The 23,450-nt window shown below is 33.5% G+C and carries 19 protein-coding genes and 1 riboswitch; of the genes, 16 read left to right on the top strand and 3 right to left on the bottom strand.

The genetic code is table 11. The features are described from left to right. Positions 1 to 31: 31 nt before the first annotated feature. Both AC4FQ3_RS07775 and metK read right to left on the bottom strand, forming a co-directional pair. Positions 32 to 1,816, bottom strand: coding sequence for a DUF4153 domain-containing protein (locus AC4FQ3_RS07775; protein ID WP_491181488.1), 1,785 nt, complete (start codon positions 1,814 to 1,816; stop codon positions 32 to 34). A gap of 160 nt (positions 1,817 to 1,976) precedes the next feature. After that, a complete protein-coding gene (gene metK / locus AC4FQ3_RS07770) occupies positions 1,977 to 3,227 on the bottom strand; it encodes a methionine adenosyltransferase (RefSeq protein ID WP_073394898.1) in 1,251 nt (416 codons plus the stop codon). Positions 3,228 to 3,958: 731 nt separating this feature from the next. On the opposite strand from metK, the gene AC4FQ3_RS07765 reads away from it, so the two are divergent. The 10 genes from AC4FQ3_RS07765 to AC4FQ3_RS07720 all read left to right on the top strand — a co-directional run bounded on the left by AC4FQ3_RS07765 (position 3,959) and on the right by AC4FQ3_RS07720 (position 14,555). Continuing rightward, positions 3,959 to 4,141 (top strand): hypothetical protein, encoded by a 183-nt coding sequence (locus AC4FQ3_RS07765; protein WP_073394899.1) that lies wholly within the window; start codon positions 3,959 to 3,961, stop codon positions 4,139 to 4,141. An 81-nt stretch (positions 4,142 to 4,222) separates the two neighbouring features. Further along, entirely contained in the window at positions 4,223 to 5,527 is a 1,305-nt protein-coding gene (locus AC4FQ3_RS07760; RefSeq protein WP_463459032.1) for an O-acetylhomoserine aminocarboxypropyltransferase/cysteine synthase family protein, read from the top strand. A gap of 199 nt (positions 5,528 to 5,726) precedes the next feature. Next, positions 5,727 to 6,815, top strand: a complete 1,089-nt coding sequence (locus AC4FQ3_RS07755; protein ID WP_491181487.1) for a homoserine dehydrogenase family protein — start codon at positions 5,727 to 5,729, stop codon at positions 6,813 to 6,815. 625 nt (positions 6,816 to 7,440) lie between these two features. Next, positions 7,441 to 7,641 (top strand): hypothetical protein, encoded by a 201-nt coding sequence (locus AC4FQ3_RS07750; RefSeq protein ID WP_042566154.1) that lies wholly within the window; start codon positions 7,441 to 7,443, stop codon positions 7,639 to 7,641. Between the two features lie 188 nt (positions 7,642 to 7,829). Further along, positions 7,830 to 7,937: riboswitch (SAM riboswitch) on the top strand. Between the two features lie 79 nt (positions 7,938 to 8,016). Then, the gene (locus AC4FQ3_RS07745; protein WP_243396782.1) at positions 8,017 to 9,000 is read left to right on the top strand and encodes an alpha/beta fold hydrolase; all 984 of its coding nucleotides are present in this window, start codon (positions 8,017 to 8,019) and stop codon (positions 8,998 to 9,000) included. A gap of 1 nt (position 9,001) precedes the next feature. Continuing rightward, complete coding sequence (gene thrA / locus AC4FQ3_RS07740; protein WP_491181486.1) at positions 9,002 to 11,416, top strand: bifunctional aspartate kinase/homoserine dehydrogenase I; 2,415 nt, start codon at positions 9,002 to 9,004, stop codon at positions 11,414 to 11,416. Positions 11,417 to 11,484: 68 nt separating this feature from the next. Beyond that, positions 11,485 to 11,910, top strand: coding sequence for an OsmC family protein (locus tag AC4FQ3_RS07735; protein WP_042566157.1), 426 nt, complete (start codon positions 11,485 to 11,487; stop codon positions 11,908 to 11,910). Between the two features lie 142 nt (positions 11,911 to 12,052). Continuing rightward, positions 12,053 to 13,225, top strand: a complete 1,173-nt coding sequence (locus tag AC4FQ3_RS07730; protein ID WP_042566294.1) for a trans-sulfuration enzyme family protein — start codon at positions 12,053 to 12,055, stop codon at positions 13,223 to 13,225. A 192-nt stretch (positions 13,226 to 13,417) separates the two neighbouring features. Next, positions 13,418 to 13,927: an RDD family protein gene (locus AC4FQ3_RS07725; protein WP_491181485.1), complete on the top strand. Its 510-nt coding sequence runs from the start codon at positions 13,418 to 13,420 to the stop codon at positions 13,925 to 13,927. Positions 13,928 to 14,144: 217 nt separating this feature from the next. Continuing rightward, the gene (locus tag AC4FQ3_RS07720) at positions 14,145 to 14,555 is read left to right on the top strand and encodes an RrF2 family transcriptional regulator (protein ID WP_008466594.1); all 411 of its coding nucleotides are present in this window, start codon (positions 14,145 to 14,147) and stop codon (positions 14,553 to 14,555) included. A gap of 400 nt (positions 14,556 to 14,955) precedes the next feature. Here the strand turns inward: AC4FQ3_RS07720 and AC4FQ3_RS07715 are convergent, their stop codons facing one another. After that, entirely contained in the window at positions 14,956 to 15,738 is a 783-nt protein-coding gene (locus AC4FQ3_RS07715) for a sulfite exporter TauE/SafE family protein (RefSeq protein ID WP_491181484.1), read from the bottom strand. A gap of 307 nt (positions 15,739 to 16,045) precedes the next feature. Between AC4FQ3_RS07715 and AC4FQ3_RS07710 the strand changes: the two genes are divergently transcribed. From AC4FQ3_RS07710 to cobA, 6 genes are all read left to right on the top strand, one after another. After that, positions 16,046 to 16,948, top strand: coding sequence for a sulfite exporter TauE/SafE family protein (locus AC4FQ3_RS07710; RefSeq protein WP_491181483.1), 903 nt, complete (start codon positions 16,046 to 16,048; stop codon positions 16,946 to 16,948). A 26-nt stretch (positions 16,949 to 16,974) separates the two neighbouring features. Further along, positions 16,975 to 17,685, top strand: coding sequence for a phosphoadenylyl-sulfate reductase (locus tag AC4FQ3_RS07705; RefSeq protein WP_491181482.1), 711 nt, complete (start codon positions 16,975 to 16,977; stop codon positions 17,683 to 17,685). Positions 17,686 to 17,897: 212 nt separating this feature from the next. After that, positions 17,898 to 18,815: a sulfate adenylyltransferase subunit CysD gene (cysD, locus tag AC4FQ3_RS07700; RefSeq protein WP_305809585.1), complete on the top strand. Its 918-nt coding sequence runs from the start codon at positions 17,898 to 17,900 to the stop codon at positions 18,813 to 18,815. A gap of 142 nt (positions 18,816 to 18,957) precedes the next feature. Continuing rightward, complete coding sequence (locus tag AC4FQ3_RS07695) at positions 18,958 to 20,202, top strand: sulfate adenylyltransferase subunit 1 (RefSeq protein WP_491181481.1); 1,245 nt, start codon at positions 18,958 to 18,960, stop codon at positions 20,200 to 20,202. 113 nt (positions 20,203 to 20,315) lie between these two features. Then, a complete protein-coding gene (locus AC4FQ3_RS07690) occupies positions 20,316 to 22,406 on the top strand; it encodes a ferredoxin-like domain-containing protein (protein WP_491181480.1) in 2,091 nt (696 codons plus the stop codon). Beyond that, the gene (gene cobA, locus AC4FQ3_RS07685; protein ID WP_491181479.1) at positions 22,399 to 23,172 is read left to right on the top strand and encodes a uroporphyrinogen-III C-methyltransferase; all 774 of its coding nucleotides are present in this window, start codon (positions 22,399 to 22,401) and stop codon (positions 23,170 to 23,172) included. The genes AC4FQ3_RS07690 and cobA overlap by 8 nt, the downstream gene beginning before the upstream one ends. Positions 23,173 to 23,450: the final 278 nt, after the last annotated feature.

Genomic DNA, 23,450 nt, shown 5'->3' with positions numbered 1-23,450 from the left:
GACAAGATTTTGTTTTTGTCGGGTTCTTTTTTTATTTTTTAATACCAATCATTACTTTTATTTGGTAGTTTTCTAAGATCTTTTTGTTGTTTTCGATCTTACCATTTGCGCTAATATACGTTAGTAAAATATTGTATTTTGAGTTTTCTATCTTTTGATTAATTTTTACGGCTGAATTATCGTAATTATTTCTACTCTTAAAGGCTGAATTTGAATTAACAAAATCATCTATTTTTAATGGAATTATATCCTCATTGATATGTAAATTACGATCGTATTTTTTTTGTTTTGATAGTATTGAATAAGGTGTGTTGTCGATAGTGATACAATCTTTACAATCAAAAGAGATGCTGCTATGGATTGTAAAACTAAAATCATATCCATGAATATTTTCAACGGCATTATCATTTCTTTCATAGAAATAATAACTAAAAGAATCGTTTAAATCGTCTTTTCGATCATATTCAGATCGATATTCAAAACCTAAACTTTCCATAATTTGATGTGAACCCGGGTCTTTGTCTTTTTTATAAAGCGCGTCTAATTTCTTATCAGCATATGGAATCATAACTTCAAAACCATAATTCCTCTCCAAAAAATAAACAATGCTGCTCAATTCCTGTTCTTCTTCAAAAGTCAGTTTTGTTTTTTTATCCTTTTGCATGTAACTTTCAAATCGAGATAACTGACTGTATTTTGAAACAGAATTGGCACTTTGCGGGCCAGCAATCGAAAACAAACCGGCAATGCACATACTTATAGGGATGAATTTTATTTTAGGATGTTTTTGAATTAAAAAATAAGCCACAACAACTGCCAGCCAAACCGACAGTAATAAAACATAATAACGTTCGTGTGTAAAACCGTAAAGATTAATTCGGTATAAAATAGCCCAAAATAATAGTGCCAATAGTGGAATTAATAAGAAATAAAACCAGCGATTATACGTGCGCATCCAGAGATTTCTGCTTTCATTTGCAATTGGGTGAACGAGTAAAAACGAAAGAATACCAGTAATGGCAAATGCTAAAACTAAATAAGAAACCCAACCAACGGGCAACGAAAGCGTAATAAGAATTTTGGCTTCGTAACAAATTAAAATTACCAGATAAATACTTATTAAAGGCAATAAAACATATTGCGTAAAGTTTTTAAGCCCTTTTGGATAATTTAACTGAAGCGGAACTTCATCATTATCAATTTCAGGAACTCCGTTTAAAAAGAAAATCGTATTGAAGATTCCGCCAATAATGAAAAAGATATAAAGGTAAATATTATCGTAAAAATCAAATTTAAATAGTTTTTCGACAGCTAAAATAGCCAAAGCCAAACCGCAATAAAGTACAAAGCTATATAACCCAGAAGTTAAAATCCTGAGAAAAAGCTGTTTATTGAATTCCCAAAACTCTTCCTGATTGTATTTTTTTGGTAAAAAACCAGCAAAGGAAACCAAAAGATGCAGCGCAATATTAAGAACAAAAAACTGCTGAAATTCTGTATCTATCATTCGGTCTCGAAAACTAAAAACAAAAGCGACAACCAGCGATCCAAGAATTAGACTTGTGATAAAACGTAAAATGTTCTTTTTGTTCGAACTAAGAAAAAACAAACTCACAGAAAGAAACAGAACCAAACATAAAGAAGAACTCAATAAAGCTTTTTCGAAAAAATGTTTTTTGGGATTGCTGTAATCAAACTCATTAAGTATGATGGCAAAAATAGTTCCCAGAATTGCTGTAATGGTTTCTAAAGGAAATCTAAGAACTGTTTTTTGTATTGCATTTAATACGTTTTGTAACGAAGGAAGTTTGCTCATTTTTGGGATGGTTAATTTCACACTAAAGAAAAGCAAATGCAAACTAATAACCAAATAAAAACCCCGATCTCTAAACGAATAGAAATCGGGGGTAATATAAGTAAGATTAAAAAGAAATGGACTGTGAAGTCTAAGAATTAATAACCGTTTGAATTAAAAATTAAAGTCCGAATGCAGCTTTTACTTTGTCTACAAAATCAAGTTTTTCCCAAGTAAACAACTCAACAGTTACAGTTTTTGAATGCCCGCCCGGAGCAGCAAAAGTTTTAGTAACAACCTCTGGTTTACGTCCCATATGTCCGTAAGCAGCAGTTTCGCTATAAATAGGGTTTCTTAATTTTAAACGTTGTTCGATAAAGTAAGGACGCATATCGAATAACTCTTCTACTTTTTTAGCAATTTCACCGTTAGTTAAATTTACTTTAGAAGTTCCGTAAGTTTCGATAAAAATACCCATTGGCTGTGCAACACCAATTGCGTAAGAAACCTGTACAAGGATTTCGTCAGCAACACCTGCAGCCACTAAGTTTTTAGCGATATGGCGTGTAGCATAAGCAGCACTTCTGTCTACTTTACTTGGATCTTTTCCAGAGAAAGCACCACCACCGTGAGCTCCTTTTCCACCGTATGTATCAACAATGATTTTTCTTCCTGTTAAACCAGTATCTCCGTGAGGTCCACCAATTACGAATTTTCCTGTTGGGTTAATATGGTAGTTGATTTTATCATTAAATAAATGAGCGTGAGCTGGATTTTTAGCGATAATTCTAGGAATCAAAATTTCGATAATATCTTTTTTGATTTTAGCAAGCATTGTAGCTTCTTCATCAAAATCATCGTGTTGAGTTGAGATTACAATCGCATCAATACGAGTTGGTTTGTTATCATCGCTATATTCTAAAGTTACCTGAGATTTAGCATCCGGACGTAAATAAGTGATTTCATTATTTTCACGTCTCAAAATAGCCAACTCCTGTAATAATTTATGAGATAAATCAAGTGCCAAAGGCATGTAGTTTTCAGTTTCGTTAGTTGCGTAACCAAACATCATTCCCTGATCTCCTGCACCTTGTTCTTCTGGCTTAGCTCTGTCTACACCCTGATTAATATCAGCAGATTGTTCGTGAATTGCTGATAAAATTCCACAAGAATTTGCCTCAAACATGTACTCGCTTTTTGTATATCCAATTTTACGGATTACTTCACGAGCGATTTGCTGCACATCAAGATAAGTATTCGATTTTACTTCTCCGGCCAAAATTACCTGACCAGTTGTAACTAAAGTCTCACATGCTACTTTTGAGTCAGGATCAAATGCTAAGAAGTTATCAATTAATGCATCCGAAATTTGATCTGCAACTTTGTCTGGATGCCCTTCACTAACAGATTCTGACGTAAATAAATAAGCCATAATAATTATTAAATTAAAATTAAGCGAGGAAAATAATTGCTGAAAAAGGCTAAAGGAGAATTCCTGCTTTAGCATTTTTTACTACTGAAATCAATCTTTCAGTATTCATAATGAACCGTTTCATTATGAAGAGGTTGCAATCAGTTCAAATTTTTCCTCTGTATTCGGGTGCAAAAGTACAAAACCATTTTGATTTGCAAATTAAAGTTGAACATTTTTTCTTTTTATAAGCAGAAATTTAACATATCATACTAATTTGATAGGGTAATGGAAAATAAATCAATTTTTGTTTGGTGGATTGAAAAAAAGTTCTCACATTTGCCAAACAAAACAAGAACAAAAATGAATTTAGTTATTAAAAATATGTGTTGCATGATGCCGGAAACTTCCGCAGAGTGCACTATTGTTTAGTATCTAAATCTAAAAATAACAATAAGACCTCTGCAAATCGCAGAGGTTTTTTTTTGATCAAAATCAAAATTAATTTAGGCCATATATAAGAGATGATAATGTAAAATGAACTTATATCACTTATATGGTAAAAAATAAAAACAAAATGAATAATTCAGTAGTAAATAAAATGATGATGTGTTGTAAGATGTTGATGTGCATCCAGACCTGCTATTGCCGAAAGTGAAAGATAAAATCTTTGTTATAGTTTCAACTATAAGCCCTTTTGGTAAGCCATCCGAAAGGGCTTTTTTTATTTCCAACAATTAAAATTAAAAATCATGAACACACTAGATATCAATACAATCGCATTTCAATACTTATTAAGAACAGATTCTCAAAAAAACAATAATGCTGAAGAAACCAATAAAGTTTTACAGTATAATCCGGAACAGTATATGAAAAGTCAAAAATCATTACTGTTTCAAATGTATGATCTTGAAGAAGAGGAAGACTTTGTTTAAATCTATTTCAATATCAATTTCAAAAATAAAATTCAATTACAATATAAAATCTATTTAACAATATTTAAAAACTAAGAAATCATGAGCACACAAAAATTTGCAACAAACGCACTACACGCAGGACACGACGTAACTAAAAACGGAAGTACAAGAGCAGTGCCAATTTACCAAACATCGTCATACGTATTTAATAATGCTGATCACGCTGCCAATTTATTTGGCCTTGCCGAAGCCGGATTTATTTACACAAGATTGAATAATCCAACAAATGATGTTCTGGAACAACGTTTAGCAGCGCTTGAGGGCGGAATTGCAGCCGTAGTTACAGCATCCGGAGCATCGGCAATTGCGACGACTTTCCTGACTTTGCTAAAAGCCGGAGATCATATCGTGGCTTCAAATAGTTTATATGGCGGAACTTATAATTTATTAAAAGTGACTTTGCCTCGTTTAGGAATTACAACAACATTTGTTGATCCTGCAAAAGCAGAAAACTTCACCAAAGCGGCAAAAGAAAATACAAGAGCTTTCTTCGTAGAATCGTTAGGAAATCCAAAATTGGATGTATTGGATTTGAAAGCTATTTCGGCGGAAGCCAAAAAATTTAAAGTGCCGTTTATTGTAGATAATACTGTCGCGACTTCTTATTTGTTAAAACCAATTGAACACGGAGCGAATATAGTAATTCACTCTTTAACTAAATATATTGCCGGAAACGGAACTTCATTAGGCGGTGCGATTATCGATGCCGGAACTTTTGACTGGTCTAACGGAAAATTCCCTGAATTTACAGAACCTTCTGCCGGATATCATGGATTAGTGTATCACGAAGCTTTAGGAAATGCTGCTTTTATTGCAAAAGCAAGAATTGAAGGATTACGTGATTTCGGATCTGCTTTGAGTCCGTTTAATGCTTTCCAGATTATTCAGGGATTAGAAACATTGCCAATCCGAATTAAAAAACACAGCGAAAATGCTTTAGCTCTTGCCGAATGGTTAGAGAAACAAGATGAGGTGGTTTGGGTAAATTATCCGGGTCTGAAAAACAATAAATATTACGATTTAGCCAAACAATATCTTCCGGAAGGACAAAGCGGAATTATCACTTTTGGATTAAAAGGAGGTTTTGAAGCGGCCAAAAAAGTAGTAGATCAAACAAAATTATTCTCATTGCTGGCAAACATTGGTGATACAAAATCATTAATTATTCACCCGGCAAGTACAACGCACCAACAACTTACAGATGATGAACAACTTGAAACGGGAGTTTCAAAAGATTTGATCAGACTTTCTGTTGGAATCGAAGATATTGAAGATTTAATCGCAGACTTGGAAACTGTATTTGCAAGTGTTACACAATCGCAATACAGCATCAATAAAAATTAGGTTTTTTTGTTTTTTGTTTGAAAAATTGCCTTTAGCGAGTGAGTTTTTGCTAAAGGTGATTTTTTATGAGAAAAGCATTCAGTATAAAAGTTTTGAACCATATAAGTAGAGACGCACAACAGTGCGTCTAAATTATAATCGTTGACACATTATATGAACTTATATAACTTATATGGTTTAATAAATTAAAATTAAAATTATGTCAAAGCTTAAAATAAATATTATCCTTTTCGGAATTGGAAATATCGGAAGCACTTTGATCAATCAGATAATTGAAAGTCAGGAATTTTTTCTGCAAAGTAAAAACATCGATTTTCATTTTCCGATAATCACCAATTCTACCGTTGCTTTTTTCGAGAAAGAAGGCGTTGGATATGCCTGGGAAACCAATTTTGTGCAATTGGCTGTTCCGTTTAAAGTAGAAGATATCATAGAATTTGCAAAAGAAAACGAATTTGAAAATTTGATTGCCGTTGATGCCACGGCGAGCGATGAATTGATAAGTCATTATAATACATTGATTCAAAATGGATTTAATATTGTAGCGGTAAATAAAAAGGCAAATACGCTTCCGCTTGATCTTTATAAAGAAATACGGGAAAATCTTAAAAAGTACGACAAAGAGTTTTTGTATGAAGCATCGGTTGATACCGGATTTCCGGTTTTGCAGACTTTGAGAGATTTGTATTATTCGGGAGAAAAAATAACCAGGATTCGGGGTGTTTTCTCTGATAATCTGAGTTATGTTTTTAATCGGTTTTCGAATGAAGAAACCACTTTTTCTTCTGTTTTAAAAGATGCCAGTTTGTTAGGATTGATGCGTTCTACTTTTAAAGAAGATTTATCCGGAAATGATACCGCAAAAAAACTGCTCATTCTGACCAGAGAAATTGGAAAGGATTTTGAACTGTCGGATATTAAAATCAATTCTATTATTAAAGAAGAACATTTAGAGAAAAACGGAATTCTTGATAAAGAAGCGATTGACCGATATTTTAAAATTTCAAAAATCACTCAGGCCGATAATCATGTTTTGAGATACGTTGGCGAATTTGATGTAGAGAAAAATACATTGGAAGTGAAATTGGTTTCAGAATCTGCAGCATCGGCAATTGGACAATTAAAAGGTTCTGATACTATTTTTGAAATCTACACACAATCATATGCCGATGTTCCAATCGTAATTCAGAGTGCTTCGGCTTGTAAACAGGCAATTTCAAGAGGAATTATAACTGACATCTTAAAAGTTGCCGAAAAAATTAAAAATAAGGAAGCAGTTTGGCTTTAAAGTCAAATTAAAAAATGCTTTAAAATGTTCTTTGATAAACTGATTTGTGGAAATATTAAGGTGTAAATCAATTATTTGTAAGTTTTTACTTCTATTTTGTGTAACAAAAGTTTTGTAAGATGTTTTATATCGAAAAAAAGTAGTTTTTTGTCGGATTTTCGTATTAATTTATTGTTTTTTATTTGCGTAATTAAAATAATATTGCCATATTTGTTAAACCCAAAAGCTACTGAATCAATGAACTTAAATGTCTATAAAATGTTTTGCGCCATTTCGGTTAAAACCGTTGGGAAGTCTTTTGCTTAAATTGTAAGAAAACAATAAAAACATATGCAAAAGCCTCCCGATAATTTTTTTGGAGGCTTTTTAATTTTATAAGAAAATGCAAGAATTTAAAACAATAAATAAATCACAGATGAATAAATCCCTACAGATGAACAAGATGTTCTCTGTCGCATTTATTTGCGTACGCGTCTGTTGATACTAAAAGAATATATGAGTTTGAAAAACTTAAACCCTTTTGGTATCCCGATCCAAAAGGGTTTTTTTATTTCATTTGGCTTCTTAACACAATAATAAACGAATAGTAAACATAATAACACACAACAAACTAAAACTTAATATCATGAGTACATTAAACTACATCGCAAAAACATTTTCAACATTGAAAAACAGAACTAAAAGAAACAATCCGCCGCCGCCAAAGAACGAATTGATCCATCCAAGGTTCGGAATAACTGAAACAGATAAAAAAGAAGAGAAAAAAGAGCCAAACTCTTTATTGTTTTTGATGTACTCAAAAGAAAATGAAACGCTTTTTATCTAAATCGAAAAGCATCATAGGATAAGGGAAAACCTGCTTAATTTTACTGGGCAAATTGTTCGGTAAATTTTTGCGTACAATAGTTTTAGTTTGAATTATGTTTAAGAAATTGAGCAATCAGTTTCGATAAAATTTGTTTGTTTAAGAAATTAGTAGTTAATTTGCACCTTTAAGTTCAAAAACGTATTGAAATGTTATAAAGAAAGGACGAGGGATTAGACCCGATGAATCCTTAGCAACCCTTCGGTAAAGCGAAGAAGGTGCTGCATTCTACCACGCCAAACGTGGAAAGATAACAACAAGAATTTTTCTAGTTTCATACTAGTTTTTTCTTTCTAATATTTCCAGATACAAATCAATAATACAACAGATTTGAAATTGGAAAATATACCAAACCCCATTAGCATACAAAATTTCACCACCGAAAATGGTGCACTTTACCGTTCGTTACCTTTAAGCTTTACCGTTTTTGGTTTGCCATTATATAGCGCGCCTATTGTTTTGGTCAATCATGCTTTGACAGGGAATGCTCAGGTTACAGGCGAAAATGGCTGGTGGAATGACTTAATTGGCGAAGGAAAAACAATTGATACAGAAAAATACTCAGTCCTTGCATTCAACGTTCCAGGTAACGGAACCGATTCTTTTATCATCGAAAATTACCAGGATTTTACAACCAGAGATATTGCCAGAATTTTTCTTGAAGGACTGGATGCCTTAAATATAACTCAGGTTCATACAATCATTGGCGGTTCTGTTGGCGGTGGAATTGCCTGGGAAATGCTGGCATTAAAACCAAACATAACTCAAAACCTGATTCCAATTGCAACCGACTGGAAATCGACAGACTGGATGATTGCCAATTGCTTTTTACAGGAACAAATCCTGAACAATTCATCACGACCAATTGAAGATGCCAGAATTCATGCAATGTTGTGTTACAGATCTCCGGAATCATTCAAAGAAAAATTTCAACGTACGACAAACCCAAATCTTTCTGTTTTTAATATAGAAAGCTGGCTGGCGCATCACGGAGACAAATTGCAAAAAAGATACCAATTGGCTTCTTATAAATTAATGAACCAGTTGCTTAAAACCATAGATATTACTCGAAATAGTGAGAGTTTCGAAACCTTAATATCAAAAACAAATGCCACAATTCACATTATCGGAATTAATTCTGACTTATTTTTTACGGCAAAAGAAAACAGAGAAACTTATCAGGAATTAAAAAAGTTCAAAGACAATGTTTTTTATAACGAAATAGATTCTGTTCACGGACATGACGCTTTTTTAATCGAGTACAAACAATTAGATCATTTACTTGCCGATATTTTTAAGGCAGAAACAATAGCAAAATAAAATGAAAGTATTAAAATTTGGAGGTAAATCATTATCAAACGGAGAAGGACTTAACAAAGTTGTCTCAATTATTTCAGATAAAGTAAATCAGGGCGAACAAATTGCCGTTGTAGTTTCTGCCCGCGGAAATGCTACAGATGAATTAGAATATATTTTAAAAATTGCTGCCAAAAACGGAAATTATAAGCCATTATTCGAAAACTTTAAAATCTATCAAATTTCAGATTATCCACAAGTTGATTTATCTGAAGAGTTTACCATTTTAGAAAAACTTTTTGAAGGTGTAAGCTTAATTGGCGATTATAGCAATAAAATTAAAGATCAGATTTTGTCTAAAGGCGAATTGCTTTCGGCTAAATTATTGACTTCAATTTTAAAAGAAAAAGGAATTCCGGCCAATTTTGTTGATGCAAGAGAATTGCTAAAAACAGATTCTAAATTTGGTGATGCACAGCCTCTGGAACAACTTTCGAAGAAAAATGTTGTCAATTATTTTAAAGAACATAACGGTTCAACCGTAAATATTGTAACCGGTTTTATTGGTTCAAACAATAATAACGACACCACAACTTTAGGAAGAAACGGAAGTAATTATACTGCGTCGTTAATTGCTAATTATTTGAATGCCGAAGAATTACAAAACTTTACACACGTTGACGGAATTTACACAGCAAATCCTGATTTGGTTGCCGATGCTAAAAAAATCGAATTTCTTTCATTTAACGAAGCAAACGAATTAGCCAATTTTGGAGCAACAATTTTGCACGCAAAAACAATTATTCCATTATTAGAAAAAAACATTCCGCTTCGTATTTTAAATACTTTTAATCACGAAAATCGCGGAACTTTAATTACTTCAGATTCTGCAAAAGAAGGAATCAAAACACTTTCGGTATTAGAGAATGTTTCTCTTGTAAATCTTGAAGGTCGCGGATTACTTGGAAAAGCCGGCGTTGATGCCCGAATTTTTAAAGTAATGGGCGATCACAATATCAGCGTAAGTATCATTTCGCAAGGTTCTTCAGAAAGAGGAATTGGTCTTGTAGTGGCAACTGATAAAGCGACAACCGCAATGGTTGAATTAGAAAAAGAGTTTGAAAATGATTTTTATTCTAAAGATGTAAACCAGATTACAGTAACAGATAATGTATCTGTAATTTCAATTATTGGTCAGGATTTGAGCACTTTCCATAAACCTTACACGGCATTAATCAAAAATAAAATTGTTCCAATATTGTTTAACAACACCGTTACGGGTAAAAACGTGAGTTTGGTGGTTAAAAAATCGGAGCTTCATAAAGCGTTAAACGTAATTCACGGTGAGATTTTTGGGGTTTCTAAAAAAATCAATATCGCGATTATCGGTCATGGTTTAGTTGGAGGAACTTTAATCAATCAGATTTTAGAATCAGCGGCAGCTATCGAAAAAAGAAAAGATGTTCGATTGAATGTTTTTGCAATTGCCAATTCTAAAAAATTACTTTTAAATAAAAATGGCGTAACTTCAAGCTGGAAAACTGACATTGAAAAAGAAGGTCTTGCTTACACCATTCAGGATATTATTGCTTACGCCAATCAGCATCATTTAGAAAACCTAATTGCGATTGATAATACGGCAAGTGCTTCATTCGTAGAAAATTATATTCCGTTTATAGAAAGCAGTTTCGACTTGATTTCTTCAAATAAAGTTGCTAATACATTAAGCTATGGTTTTTATAAAGAATTGAGAAAAGCTTTGGCAGAAAATCAAAAGAATTATTTGTATGAAACCAATGTTGGTGCAGGATTGCCATTAATTGATACGATAAAATTATTACACCTTTCTGGTGAAAACATTACTAAAATAAAAGGAGTTTTCTCCGGGACTTTGAGTTATTTATTCAATAATTTTTCTGCAAAAGATGTTCCGTTTAGCGAAATTTTAAAAGAAGCAATTGATAACGGATACACAGAACCAGACCCACGCGAAGATTTATGCGGAAATGATGTGGGAAGAAAATTATTGATTTTGGCCAGAGAATTAGATTTGCAAAACGAGTTTGAAGAAATTTCGATTCAGAATTTAATTCCGGAACATTTACGTGATGGAAATGTTTCTGATTTCTTGACAAAACTAAAAGAATTCGACCCAATTTACGATAAAATAAAAGCCGATCAAAAGCCAAATCACGTATTAAGATACATTGGCGAATTGTCTGGAGATTTGCAAAATGACAAAGGAAACCTGGAAGTAAAATTAGTTTCTGTTCCTTCAGATACTGCCTTAGGTGGATTAAAAGGTTCTGATTCTTTCTTCGAAATTTACACAGAATCGTACGGAGATCGTCCAATAGTTATTCAGGGAGCCGGTGCAGGTTCTGCGGTTACAGCGAGAGGAGTATTTGGAGATATTTTGAGATTGTCGGATAAAGGATAATATCGATTTTAGATTGCAGAGTTTAGATTTCTGATTTGAGCTCAAACAAAAACAAAAAACAAAAAAAAATGAAAGTAACCCTAAACAGAGTAAACGACGCGTTTCATTTCAAACTAAAAAATGAAAGAGGTCATGTAGTTGATGTTGATAGCAGAGCCGAATTTGGCGGAAGCGATTTAGGTGCAAGTCCGATGGAATTAGTATTAATGGGAGTTGCAGGATGCAGTGCTATTGATATGATTTCGATTTTAAAGAAACAACGTCAGGAAATAACATCCTTTAATGCTGAGGTCGAAGGCGAGCGCGTGCAAGTTGACGAAGCAAAACCTTTTAAAGAAATCAATGTCGTTTTTTATTTAGAAGGCGATATTAATCCTGAAAAAGCACAACGCGCTGCACAGCTTTCTTTCGAAAAATATTGTTCAGTTGCCAAAACAGTTGAGCCAACAGCAACAATTAAATACAAAGTTGTGTTGAACAACGAAGCTTTATAATTAGAAAATGAGTCAATTAGAGAATTAGATAATTTTTAGATGAAGATTAACTAATGCTCTATAAAGTTTAAGTTTTAAGTTCTTGTTTTAGGCAATGCAGAAAACTTGAAACTTGAAACATGAAACAAGAAAAACAAACAAAATGAACGAACAAGAATTTGGTTTTGAAACACAAGCCATCCGTACACATTTAGAAAAAACACAATTTCAGGAACATTCAACTCCTTTGTATTTATCATCGAGTTTTGTATTTGAGGATGCCGAAGATATGCGAGCCTCTTTTACAGAAGAAAAAGTCCGCAATATTTACTCTCGTTTCAGTAATCCAAATACCACAGAATTTGTTGACAAGGTGTGTGCAATGGAAGGTGCCGAAGCTGGTTATGCTTTTGCAACCGGAATGGCAGCGATATATTCTACATTTGCCGCTTTATTGGATTCTGGCGATCACATTGTGTCTGCAGGAAGTGTTTTTGGGTCTACGCATGCGTTGTTTATGACTTATTTCCCAAAATGGAAAATTGAAACTTCTTATTTTGATATCAATAAACCAGAAACAATAGAAAGTTTCATCAAGCCAAATACCAAAATTTTATATGCAGAAACACCAACAAATCCAGGTGTCGATGTAGTAGATTTGGAATTATTGGGGCAAATCGCAAAAAAGCATAATTTGATTTTAATAATCGACAATTGTTTTGCCACGCCATACATTCAGCAGCCTATTAAATATGGTGCTCACATCGTGATCCATTCAGCAACAAAATTAATCGATGGTCAGGGACGTGTTTTAGGCGGAGTTGCAGTTGGGGAAGCTGAATTGATTCGTAAAATATACCTTTTTTCAAGAAATACAGGACCGGCAATGTCACCATTTAATGCCTGGGTTTTGTCAAAAAGTTTAGAAACTCTGGCAGTTCGTGTTGATAAACATTGCGAAAATGCTTTAAAAGTAGCGGAGTTTTTAGAAAATCACCCAAATGTAGAAAGCATTAAATATCCGTTTTTAAAATCGCATCCAAAATATGAGATTGCCAAAAAACAAATGCTTTTAGGAGGAAATATCATTGCCATTGAAATTAAAGGCGGAATCGAAGCCGGACGAAAATTTTTAGACAAGATAAAATTATGTTCGCTTTCGGCAAATATTGGAGACGTGAAAACTATTGTAACGCATCCAGCTTCAACAACGCACAGTAAATTGTCTGTTGAAGAAAAGCTGGCAGTAGGAATTACAGAAGGTTTAGTGCGTGTTTCTGTAGGTTTGGAAACTGTAAAAGATATTATCGCCGATTTAGATCAGGCACTTTCTTAGATAATGGTAGATTTTTAGATTTCTGATTTAAAACTAAATCGGAATTAAATATAAATAACGATTTTTAGCTGTAATTCTATTACTGTTAAAAATCGTTATTCTATTTTGTAATAGTTTGAGTAAAAAGTATATTTTTGTTTGAATTAAAATTCAAATACTATTAATAATCATAAACTTAAAACCAAACCAAACATGAGTAACTCTACTTACATTATTGACGAAGAATTGTTCGCTTCTAAAGGAAGCCGTATCCTAAATTATATTTTAGATATTATTTTTATTATGTGCTTAATATTTGCTTTAGCTTTCATATTGGCCATTTTAGCTGGTCTTTTTCAATGGAACGGAATATTACTTTGGTTAAGTGATATGGGTGATCTTAGTGGCCAGGTAGTTTTTATTGGAGTTACAATTTTTTATTATACAATTACAGAAGGGTTTTTAGGAAGATCATTGGCAAAACTTATTACAGGTACAATTGTGGTAAATGAAAACGGTGAAAAACCATCTTTTGGTACTTTTTTGAAAAGAAGTTTATGTCGTTTAATTCCATTTGAAGCTTTTTCTTTTTTAGGTGATTCAGGTAGAGGTTGGCATGATACAATATCTGATACATATGTAGTTAACAAAAAAGATCTGGTAGAAAATTTAAAAACGTTTCATGAGTTTAATTTAATTGGAGTTCAGGAAGTAGAGGCGTAAGAAGAATGTCAGATTTCTACTTTTTTTGCTTAATTAAAATGAAGTTGTTTCATGAATTTAAGTTGAAGAAATAATTTGATAGGTTAAGTAGAATTTAAAACCCCATTCTCTTAGTATTCTCGTATAAAAAAGCTATTTTTGTTGCAGAAAAATATAAGGTTTGTAGATTTGGATCAGAAATCTAAAATCTAAACTCAACAATCTAAAATTTATATACGTGCTTTCAAAGAAAACAAAATACGGAATTAAAGCTTTAACTTATTTGGCCAGACGCGAAAACAACGAGCCTGTGCAAATTGCCGAAATTGCCAAAAGTGAACATATTTCGATAAAATTTTTAGAGAGTATTTTGCTGTTACTTAGAAATTCAGGTTTTCTTGGTGCTAAAAAAGGAAAAGGCGGTGGTTATTATCTGATAAAAGACCCGAAAGACATTAGCATGGCCAAAGTCTATCGCATTCTTGAAGGACCTATTGCATTGTTGCCTTGTGCGAGTCATAACTTTTACGAAAGATGCGATGATTGCGATGATGAATCTACATGCGCTGCAAGACGTTTAATGACCGAAGTTCGTGATAATACACTTAAAATTCTTGAAAGTAATTCATTGGCAGATATTGCATTTTAGTCAATTTCTGTTCTCAATAAAAAAAAGACCTTTTCAGTAAATGGAAAGGTCTTTTATTTTTGTCCTGCAAGGTTTTCAAAACCTTGTAGGTATATCTATGTAAGTATCGTATAACGTTAAATATTTTTTACCGCAGAGATCACAAAGATTTTTATCTAAGAACTTTAAAAAACACAAAGTTCACAAAGCTTTGTGTACTTAGCTTGTGTAAACACAACTTAAATCTTAGTGAACTCTGCGAAAAACCTTTGTGATCTCTGCGTTAAAAAACAATTAGGATGTATAAATCTTTAATGTTTCTCCACAACATTTAGCGTTGATCCTTAGATATTTCTAAATAGATATCTATTAGAATCATATTTACAAAGTTTTGAAAATTTTGCAGGATTGGAATTTTATTCTAGAAAATCAATTTATATCCGGCAATAAAAAGCATTATCGCAATGGCATTTCTCAGCAATAAATCGGGTACTTTTCCGCTTAACATGCTTCCTATAAAAATTCCAGGAAGAGATCCCATTAATAATTGACCAAGTAAAACCAAATCTAAATTTCCCATTGAGGCATGTCCAATTCCGGCAACAAGAGTTAAGGGAACAGCGTGCGCAATTTCGGTTCCAACCAAACGAGGTGTTGGTAAAAGCGGATAAAGGAAAAATAAAGTAACCGTACCCAGAGCTCCGGCACCAATAGAAGTTAGAGTTACCGTTGCGCCTAATAAAACTCCAATTGCAATAGTGAGCATGTTTTGTGTATGACTTTCGCTGTGAAATTTATCTCCGGCATGTTTTTGAGAATATATAAGTAGTTTCTTTTTAAACAAAATAGCTACTGATGTAAAAAGAAGTGCCCATCCCAAACTGTACTTTATTACAGCATTTATAGTTGAAATATCAGTTTTAATACTATTTAAAATCCAAAGTGTAAGCAAAGCTGCGGGAACGCTGCCAAGTGTAAGCCAGCCAGTAATAGACCAATTGATGTTTCCTTTTTTATGATGGACAAATACGCCTCCCATTTTGGTAAAAGCAGCATATAATAAATCGGTACCAACTGCTGTGGTTGGTGGAATACCAAACCATAATAAAATCGGAGTCATTAAAGAACCTCCGCCAACACCTGTTAATCCAACAACAAAACCAACCACTAAACCTGCAATTACAAGACCAATCTGAAAATCCATAATAAATATTTGGCGTAAAAGTAACAACAATTTTATAATTATCCTATGGAAATGGTAGACATTAAGAATGTAATTAAAAACCAAATATTTAGTAAATGCTTGTTGTTTAAATAAGATGAAATATGCTGTTATTTGTTAAATTATTCCGTTGAAACTTTAAATATTTCGTTATAGTGTAATTAATGGATTATTAATGGGTTAAAAAAATAAAAATATTGTTTTGATATTTAGAAATAAGTAGTATTTTTGCAAAGTAATCTAGTAAGCCGATAGGGTAATAGATTTTTTAAAAAAGAAACATAGAAATATGGAGAAAGAACTGAAAATAAATAGCGTTGATGTAAAGTCTGATACGTCGATAAAAGAAAAATTATGGGTTATCATACCAGTAGTTTTACTTGTAGGGTTGTTAAGTACTTTGATCTACAATCATTATGCTGACTTTTCATGGAATGGTTTTGTTTCAGGATTTAATCAGGAGTTTTTGGTTTTTTTCTTTATTGGTATTTTTGCTCAGTTGGTAGACGGAACTTTAGGAATGGGATACGGAGCAACTTCAACCTCTTTTTTATTGGCTTATGGGGTTCCGCCTGTTGTGAGTAGTACAGCGGTCCATGTATCTGAAATGTTTACAACAGGAGCATCGGCACTTTCTCATCATCGTTTTGGAAACATCAATAAAAAACTGGTAAAGCATTTATTGATTCCGGGAGTTTTAGGTTCAATTACCGGAGCTTATTTACTATCAGATGTTATTAATGGAGATTTTATCAAGCCATTTATTGCAGTTTACATGATTATTTTGGCTGTTATTATTATAAAAAAAGCATTGAAAAAAACAATTGTAAAAAAGAAAACTAAAAAATTAAGTGTTTTGGCTGCTTTTGGAGGTTTTATGGATTCTGTTGGCGGTGGAGGCTGGGGACCAATTGTAACTTCTACATTATTAGGAAGAGGGAGAAATCCACGTTACACTATTGGTTCTGTAAACGCGGCAGAATTTGCCATTTCGTTTGCAAGCGGAATTACATTCATGCTTTTTGGAGGAATTCACGGTTGGCAGGTAATCATCGGTTTGATTTTAGGGGGTGTAATTGCAGCACCACTTGGAGCTTACCTTGTAAATAAAATCAAAAGAAAACCAATGATGATTGCGGTTGGAATTTTAATTATATTATTGAGTTTAAAAACATTATCTAAATTATTGTAATCGATTTTTTAGGAACGAAAGAGAATATGAGCGCGACAATTATACAATCATTATTAGATAAAACAAAAGATCTTTCGCTTGACGAAACATTAGCTTTTTTAGCAAATGAATATCCGGGAAAAGTGACTTTTTCAACATCTTTTGGTCAGGAAGATCAGGTAATTACAGATTTTATTGCAAAAAGTAATACTGATATTACCATTTTTACATTAGATACCGGAAGACTATTTCAGGAAACTTATGATGTTTTTCATAAAACATTAAAAAAGTACAAAAGACCAATTGAGGTTTATTTTCCGGAAGCAACAGCGGTAGAAAATTTACTAAAAACAAAAGGGCCTAATAGCTTTTACGAATCGGTAGAGAACAGAAAAGAATGCTGTTTTATTCGAAAAGTAGTTCCGCTACGAAAAGCTTTAGCTGGAAATTCAGTTTGGATAACAGGTTTAAGAGCAGAACAATCGGAAAACAGACAAGATTTGAATTTGTTTGAATACGATGGAGGTTTCGAAATCATCAAATTTAATCCATTATTAAAATGGACTTTAGAAGAAGTTGAAACGTATTTAACAGAAAACAATGTTCCTCAAAATGCTTTACACAAACAAGGTTTCGTAAGTATAGGATGCGCGCCATGTACAAGAGCCATTTTTCCCGGAGAAGATATCAGAGCCGGAAGATGGTGGTGGGAATCAAGTCATAAAGAATGTGGTTTGCATAGCGCTAAGAAAGAATAAAGAAGCAAGAGAATAGAGTAAAGAGAATAGAGTAAAGAGAATATAACAAAGAGGAAAGAATTAAGATTTAAAGTTCCGGAGGAACGATTTATATTGTAGCGTCGGGTTTTAACCCGATGGAGAATAGAATAAAGAATATAGAGAATAGAATAAATTGTTGAAAGTATCAGAATCAAGCAAAAACTTGAAACTTGAAACCTGAAACAAACAAAATATCAAACAAAAAAACAATGAGTTCAGTATTAAAAACAAACGCTTTAGAGAGTGAAGCAATATACATTTTCAGAGAAGTAATTTCACAGTTTGACAAACCGGTTTTACTTTTTTCTGGAGGAAAAGATTCTATAACATTAGTGCGTTTGGCACAAAAAGCATTTTTCCCTGCAAAGATTCCGTTTCCTCTTTTACACGTTGATACGGGACATAATTTCCCTGAAACAATTGCTTTCAGAGATAAATTGGTAGAAGAATTAGGATTAGAGTTAATCGTTCGTAATGTTCAGGATGCTATTGATGAAGGAAAAGTGGTAGAAGAAACTGGTAAATATTCTAGTAGAAACAGCTTGCAGACAACAACACTTTTAGATGCAATCGAAGAATTTAAGTTTGATGCTTGTATTGGTGGCGCGCGTCGTGATGAAGAAAAAGCAAGAGCAAAAGAACGTATTTTTTCTGTTCGTGATGATTTCGGTCAATGGGATGAAAAAAACCAACGTCCGGAATTGTTTGATATTTTGAATGGAAAAATAGAAAATGGTCAAAACGTTCGTGTTTTCCCAATTTCGAACTGGACAGAATTAGATGTTTGGAGTTATATCGAAAAAGAACACATCGAGATTCCGTCAATCTATTTTTCACATAAAAGAAAAGTTTTTTTGAGAGACGGTTTAATCTGGTCACATTCTCCTTATGTGTATCAAGAAGAAGACGAACAAATCGAAGAAAGAATTGTTCGCTTCAGAACCGTTGGAGATATGAGTTGTACAGCCGCTGTTGAATCATATGCAGCAACTATCCAGGAAGTTGTAGGAGAGATTAGAGAATCTACCATTTCTGAAAGAGGTGCCAGAATCGATGATAAACGTTCTGAAGCCGCAATGGAGAAAAGAAAACAACAAGGGTACTTTTAATTCAATTGAAAATTTAGAATTAAAAATTAAAAATCTCTACAGTAAAATTCAAAAACAAAAAAACATACAGGTTTAAATTTTAGACAAAGTTTTTCAAAACTTGAAACTTGAAACAAAATTAAAACCTGAAACAAATATTAAGATGGAAGTTTTAAAAATAGCAACAGCAGGAAGTGTAGATGACGGAAAAAGTACTTTGATAGGAAGATTATTGTACGATACAAAATCATTGACCACAGATAAAATCGAGGCAATCGAAAAAAGCAGTAAACAAAAAGGATACGATTATCTTGATTTTTCATTAGCAACTGATGGATTAGTAGCTGAAAGAGAGCAAGGAATCACGATTGACGTTGCGCATATTTATTTTTCGACAGCGAAGAAAAGTTACATTATCGCCGATACTCCGGGTCACGTAGAGTATACCAGAAACATGGTTACAGGAGCTTCGACTTCTCAGGTTTCTATTATTTTAATTGATGCCAGAAAAGGAGTAATTGAGCAGACTTATCGTCACTTTTTCATCAATAATTTATTGCGAGTAAAAGAGGTAATTGTTGCGATAAACAAAATGGATTTAGTTGATTATTCTGAAGAAGTTTACAATAAAATCAAAGCTGATTTTCAGGCATTAAATGCAAAAAGCACATTCAAAGAGCAAAACGTAAGTTACATTCCGTTAAGTGCTATCAACGGTGGAAACGTAGTTGATAAATCGGAGAATATGACTTGGTACGATGGTCAAACGGTTTTGGAACATTTAGAAGGATTGCATTCTTCAGATGTATTTGAAGCAGGAAAAGCACGTTTCCCGGTTCAGACTGTGATTCGTCCAAAAACAGAAGAATACCATGATTTTAGAGGTTACGCTGGAAAATTATACGGAAATTCAATTAAAGTTGGAGATGCCGTAACAGTTCTTCCATCTTTAACAGAATCAAAAGTTTCAAAAATTCACTTTTTCGATAAAACATTTGACGAAGCCGTTGCAGGTTCATCGATCACAATCGAATTAGAAAATGATATTAATGTTACAAGAGGCGATATGATTGTAAAATCATCTGAACTTCCAAAAATTGAAAAAGAAATCACAACAACAGTTTGTTGGATGGACAGTAAAAAACTGGTTGCGGGTACAAAATATATTGTACAGCACAACACCAACTCGGTTTTAGCAAAAGTAGAAAGTATCAAAAATACAATCTCAACTGATTATTCAGGAACAAAAGAAGCGTCGCAATTAGCGATCAACGAAATTGGAGAAGTAACCATCAAATTAAGCAAGCCTTTATATTTTGATGCCTATAACGATAATAAATCAAACGGAGCTTTTATCTTAATTGATACCGCAACGAACACAACAGCAGGAGTAGGATTCATTAGATAGTTCACTGCTGTAAGCAATAAGCTTTAGGCTGTAAGCTTTTAGCAAAAAATGTATAACACGGTACGCAAGAAAGCCTACAGCTTATTGCCTAAAGCCTAAAGCATTAAAGAAAAATGGAAAGTTTTAGAACAGAAATAGAAAATCCGATAGTTCAAAAAGAGATTATCGATCTTGAAAAAAAGATTCATTTATTCCGTGGAGGAAAAATTGATGATGAGCGTTTTCGTAGTCTTCGTTTAGCGCGTGGAATTTACGGACAACGTCAGGAAGGCGTGCAAATGATTCGTATCAAATTGCCTTACGGTAAAGTAACGAGCGAACAATTGGTACGTATTACTAAAGTTTCTGACGAATATTCTACAGGGCGTCTGCACATTACAACGCGTCAGGATATTCAGATTCACTATGTGAGTTTAGACAGAACTCCGGAACTTTGGGCAAATTTGGCTAAAGACGATATTACGTTGCGTGAAGCATGTGGAAACACAGTTCGTAATATTACCGGAAGCGAACTGGCAGGTGTAGATGTAAACGAACCGTTTGATGTTTCGCCTTATGCACACGGACTTTTCCAATATTTATTAAGAAACCCGATTTGTCAGGAAATGGGACGTAAATTCAAAATTTCGTTCTCGTCATCTGATGAAGATACTGCTTTGAGTTATTTACACGATTTAGGATTTATTCCGAAAGTTGTGGATGGCGTTCGCGGATTCAAAATCATGTTTGGTGGCGGTTTAGGATCTCAGCCAGCACATGCTGAATTACTTTCAGAGTTTGTTCCGGCAAATGAAATCATTCCAACTGCAGAAGGAATCATCCGTATTTTTGATCGATATGGTGAGCGTGCAAAAAGAATGAAAGCGCGTATGAAATTCTTAATCAAAGAAATGGGAAGAGATGTTTTCCTTGATTTGGTTGAAAAAGAGAAAAAAGCAATCGCTTTTGAAACATACGAGATTGACACAACCGCTTTTGAAGGTGCAATTCCGGAACCATTATTAGAAGTTCCGCAAGTTACAATTGAAGATACCAAAGCTTATGAAGCGTGGAAAAAATCAAATGTAATTAAGCAAAAGCAAGATGGTTATTATGCTATCGGAATCAAAGTTTTATTAGGAGATTTTTATACGGATAAAGCGAGATTATTAGCCGATTTAATTAAGAATTATGCAGCAAATGAATTACGTTTTTCATTGCGCCAAAATATTGTAATACGTCACGTAAAAGAAGAGAATCTTCCTTTCTTTTATCAGGAATTAGCCAAACTGGACTTTGTTCATTTAGGGTATAATTCTACAGCAGATATTACAGCTTGTCCGGGTACAGATACTTGTAATTTGGGGATTGCAAGTAGTACCGGGATTGCAGAAGAATTAGAAAAAGTTTTAAATGCCGAATATCCTCAGTATTTGAACAATCAGGAAATTGAAATCAAAATCTCTGGTTGTATGAATGCTTGTGGACAACACAATATGTCAGCAATTGGTTTTCAGGGAATGTCGATCAATTCAGGAAAACTAGTAGCTCCGGCATTGCAGGTTTTATTAGGCGGAGGAAGATTAGGAAACGGCGCAGGACGTTTTGCAGATAAAGTAATCAAAATTCCAAGCCGTAGAGGACCAGATGCTTTGCGTACAATCTTAAATGATTTTGATGCAAATGCAAACGGAGAAAAATTCCTTAATTATTATGATGCAAAAGGAGAGAAATATTTCTATGAAATTCTAAAACCTTTCGCAGATGTAACCAATTTAACCGAAGCTGATTTCGTGGATTGGGGTAATGCAGACAATTACGTAAAAGCAGTTGGAGTTGGAGAATGTGCCGGTGTTGTGATTGATTTAGTGGCAACTTTATTGTTAGAAGCAAAAGATAAATTGACATTTGCTCAGGAATCTTTCGACGAAGGAAAATGGTCTGATGCTATTTACCACGCATACGCAGGATTTGTAAATGGTGCAAAAGCATTATTACTTTCAGAAAACGAAAAAACAAATAATCACGCAGGAATTGTTGATTTGTTTGATACTGTTTTTATTGCAACTAATAAAATTGGATTGCCAACAACATTCAGAGAATTGGTTTATCAAATCAATCAAAATGAACCGAGTGAAGCGTTTGCAAAACAATATATTGAAGAAGGAATTGCGTTTTTTGCAATTATAGAAAAATACAGAGCTCAAGAATTAGCAAATGCTTAATATTAAACCAAAAGTAACTTTAGTCGGTGCAGGTCCCGGCGATCCGGATTTGCTTACGCTGAAAGGTGTAAAAGCATTGGCTGAAGCGAATGTGGTTTTGTACGATGCATTGGCCAATGACGAAATACTGGCTTACGCTCCTAAAAATTCCATCAAAATTTTTGTTGGAAAAAAGATAGGCAATCACGCTTATACGCAGGATCAAATCAATCAATTGATTGTAGATAATGCATTGACTTACGGAAATGTAGTGCGTTTAAAAGGTGGTGATCCGTTTATTTTTGGACGTGGAAGCGAAGAAATAGAATTTGCAGAAAGCTTTGGAATCGAAACAGTTGTCATTCCTGGAATATCTTCTGTAGTTGCAGTTCCGGCAAGTCAGGGAATTTCGATTACAAAAAGAGGTGTTTCAGAAAGTTTTTGGGCGATTACAGGCACAACTTCTGACAGAAAATTATCTGCTGATGTTGCTCTGGCTGCTCAATCATCTGCAACAGTTGTTATTTTGATGGGAATGCACAAATTACCACAAATTATCGATTTGTTTCAAAAAGAAGACAAAGGAGATTTGCCCGTTGCAATCATCCAAAACGGAACAACCAAAGATGAAAAAGTGGGAGTGGGAACAGTAAATTCAATTTTAGAAATTGTAAAAGAGAAGAAACTAAGTTCACCAGCAATTATCGTTCTGGGAGAAGTTGTGAGAGAAAGCAATAAATTAAAAGGATTTTACGAAGAATTTCTATCAAAAGAAATCATTCTATAAAATTAAAAGGGAATATTCATAGCGTCTGGTTTTAACCTGATTGACACAAAGGAAATAGGTTACATAATAAAATCCCAGAGGGATGAACAATATTGTAGCGTCGGGTTTCAACCCGATGTACGCATAGTATTAACGTCAGATTTCAACCCGGGGAACGCGAGATTATGATTTCGGATTTCAATCTAATGATGCAAAGAATTAAATTTATTAGGTTAAAAACGACCGAATTTAATCCGATAAAATAAAAATCATCTAATTTTGATTGGATAAAATTAAAT

The organism is Flavobacterium sp. AK-345 (assembly GCF_058310175.1).
The sequence above is the reverse complement of the archived record's forward strand: the minus strand, read 5'-3'. Positions and strand labels throughout refer to the sequence as shown.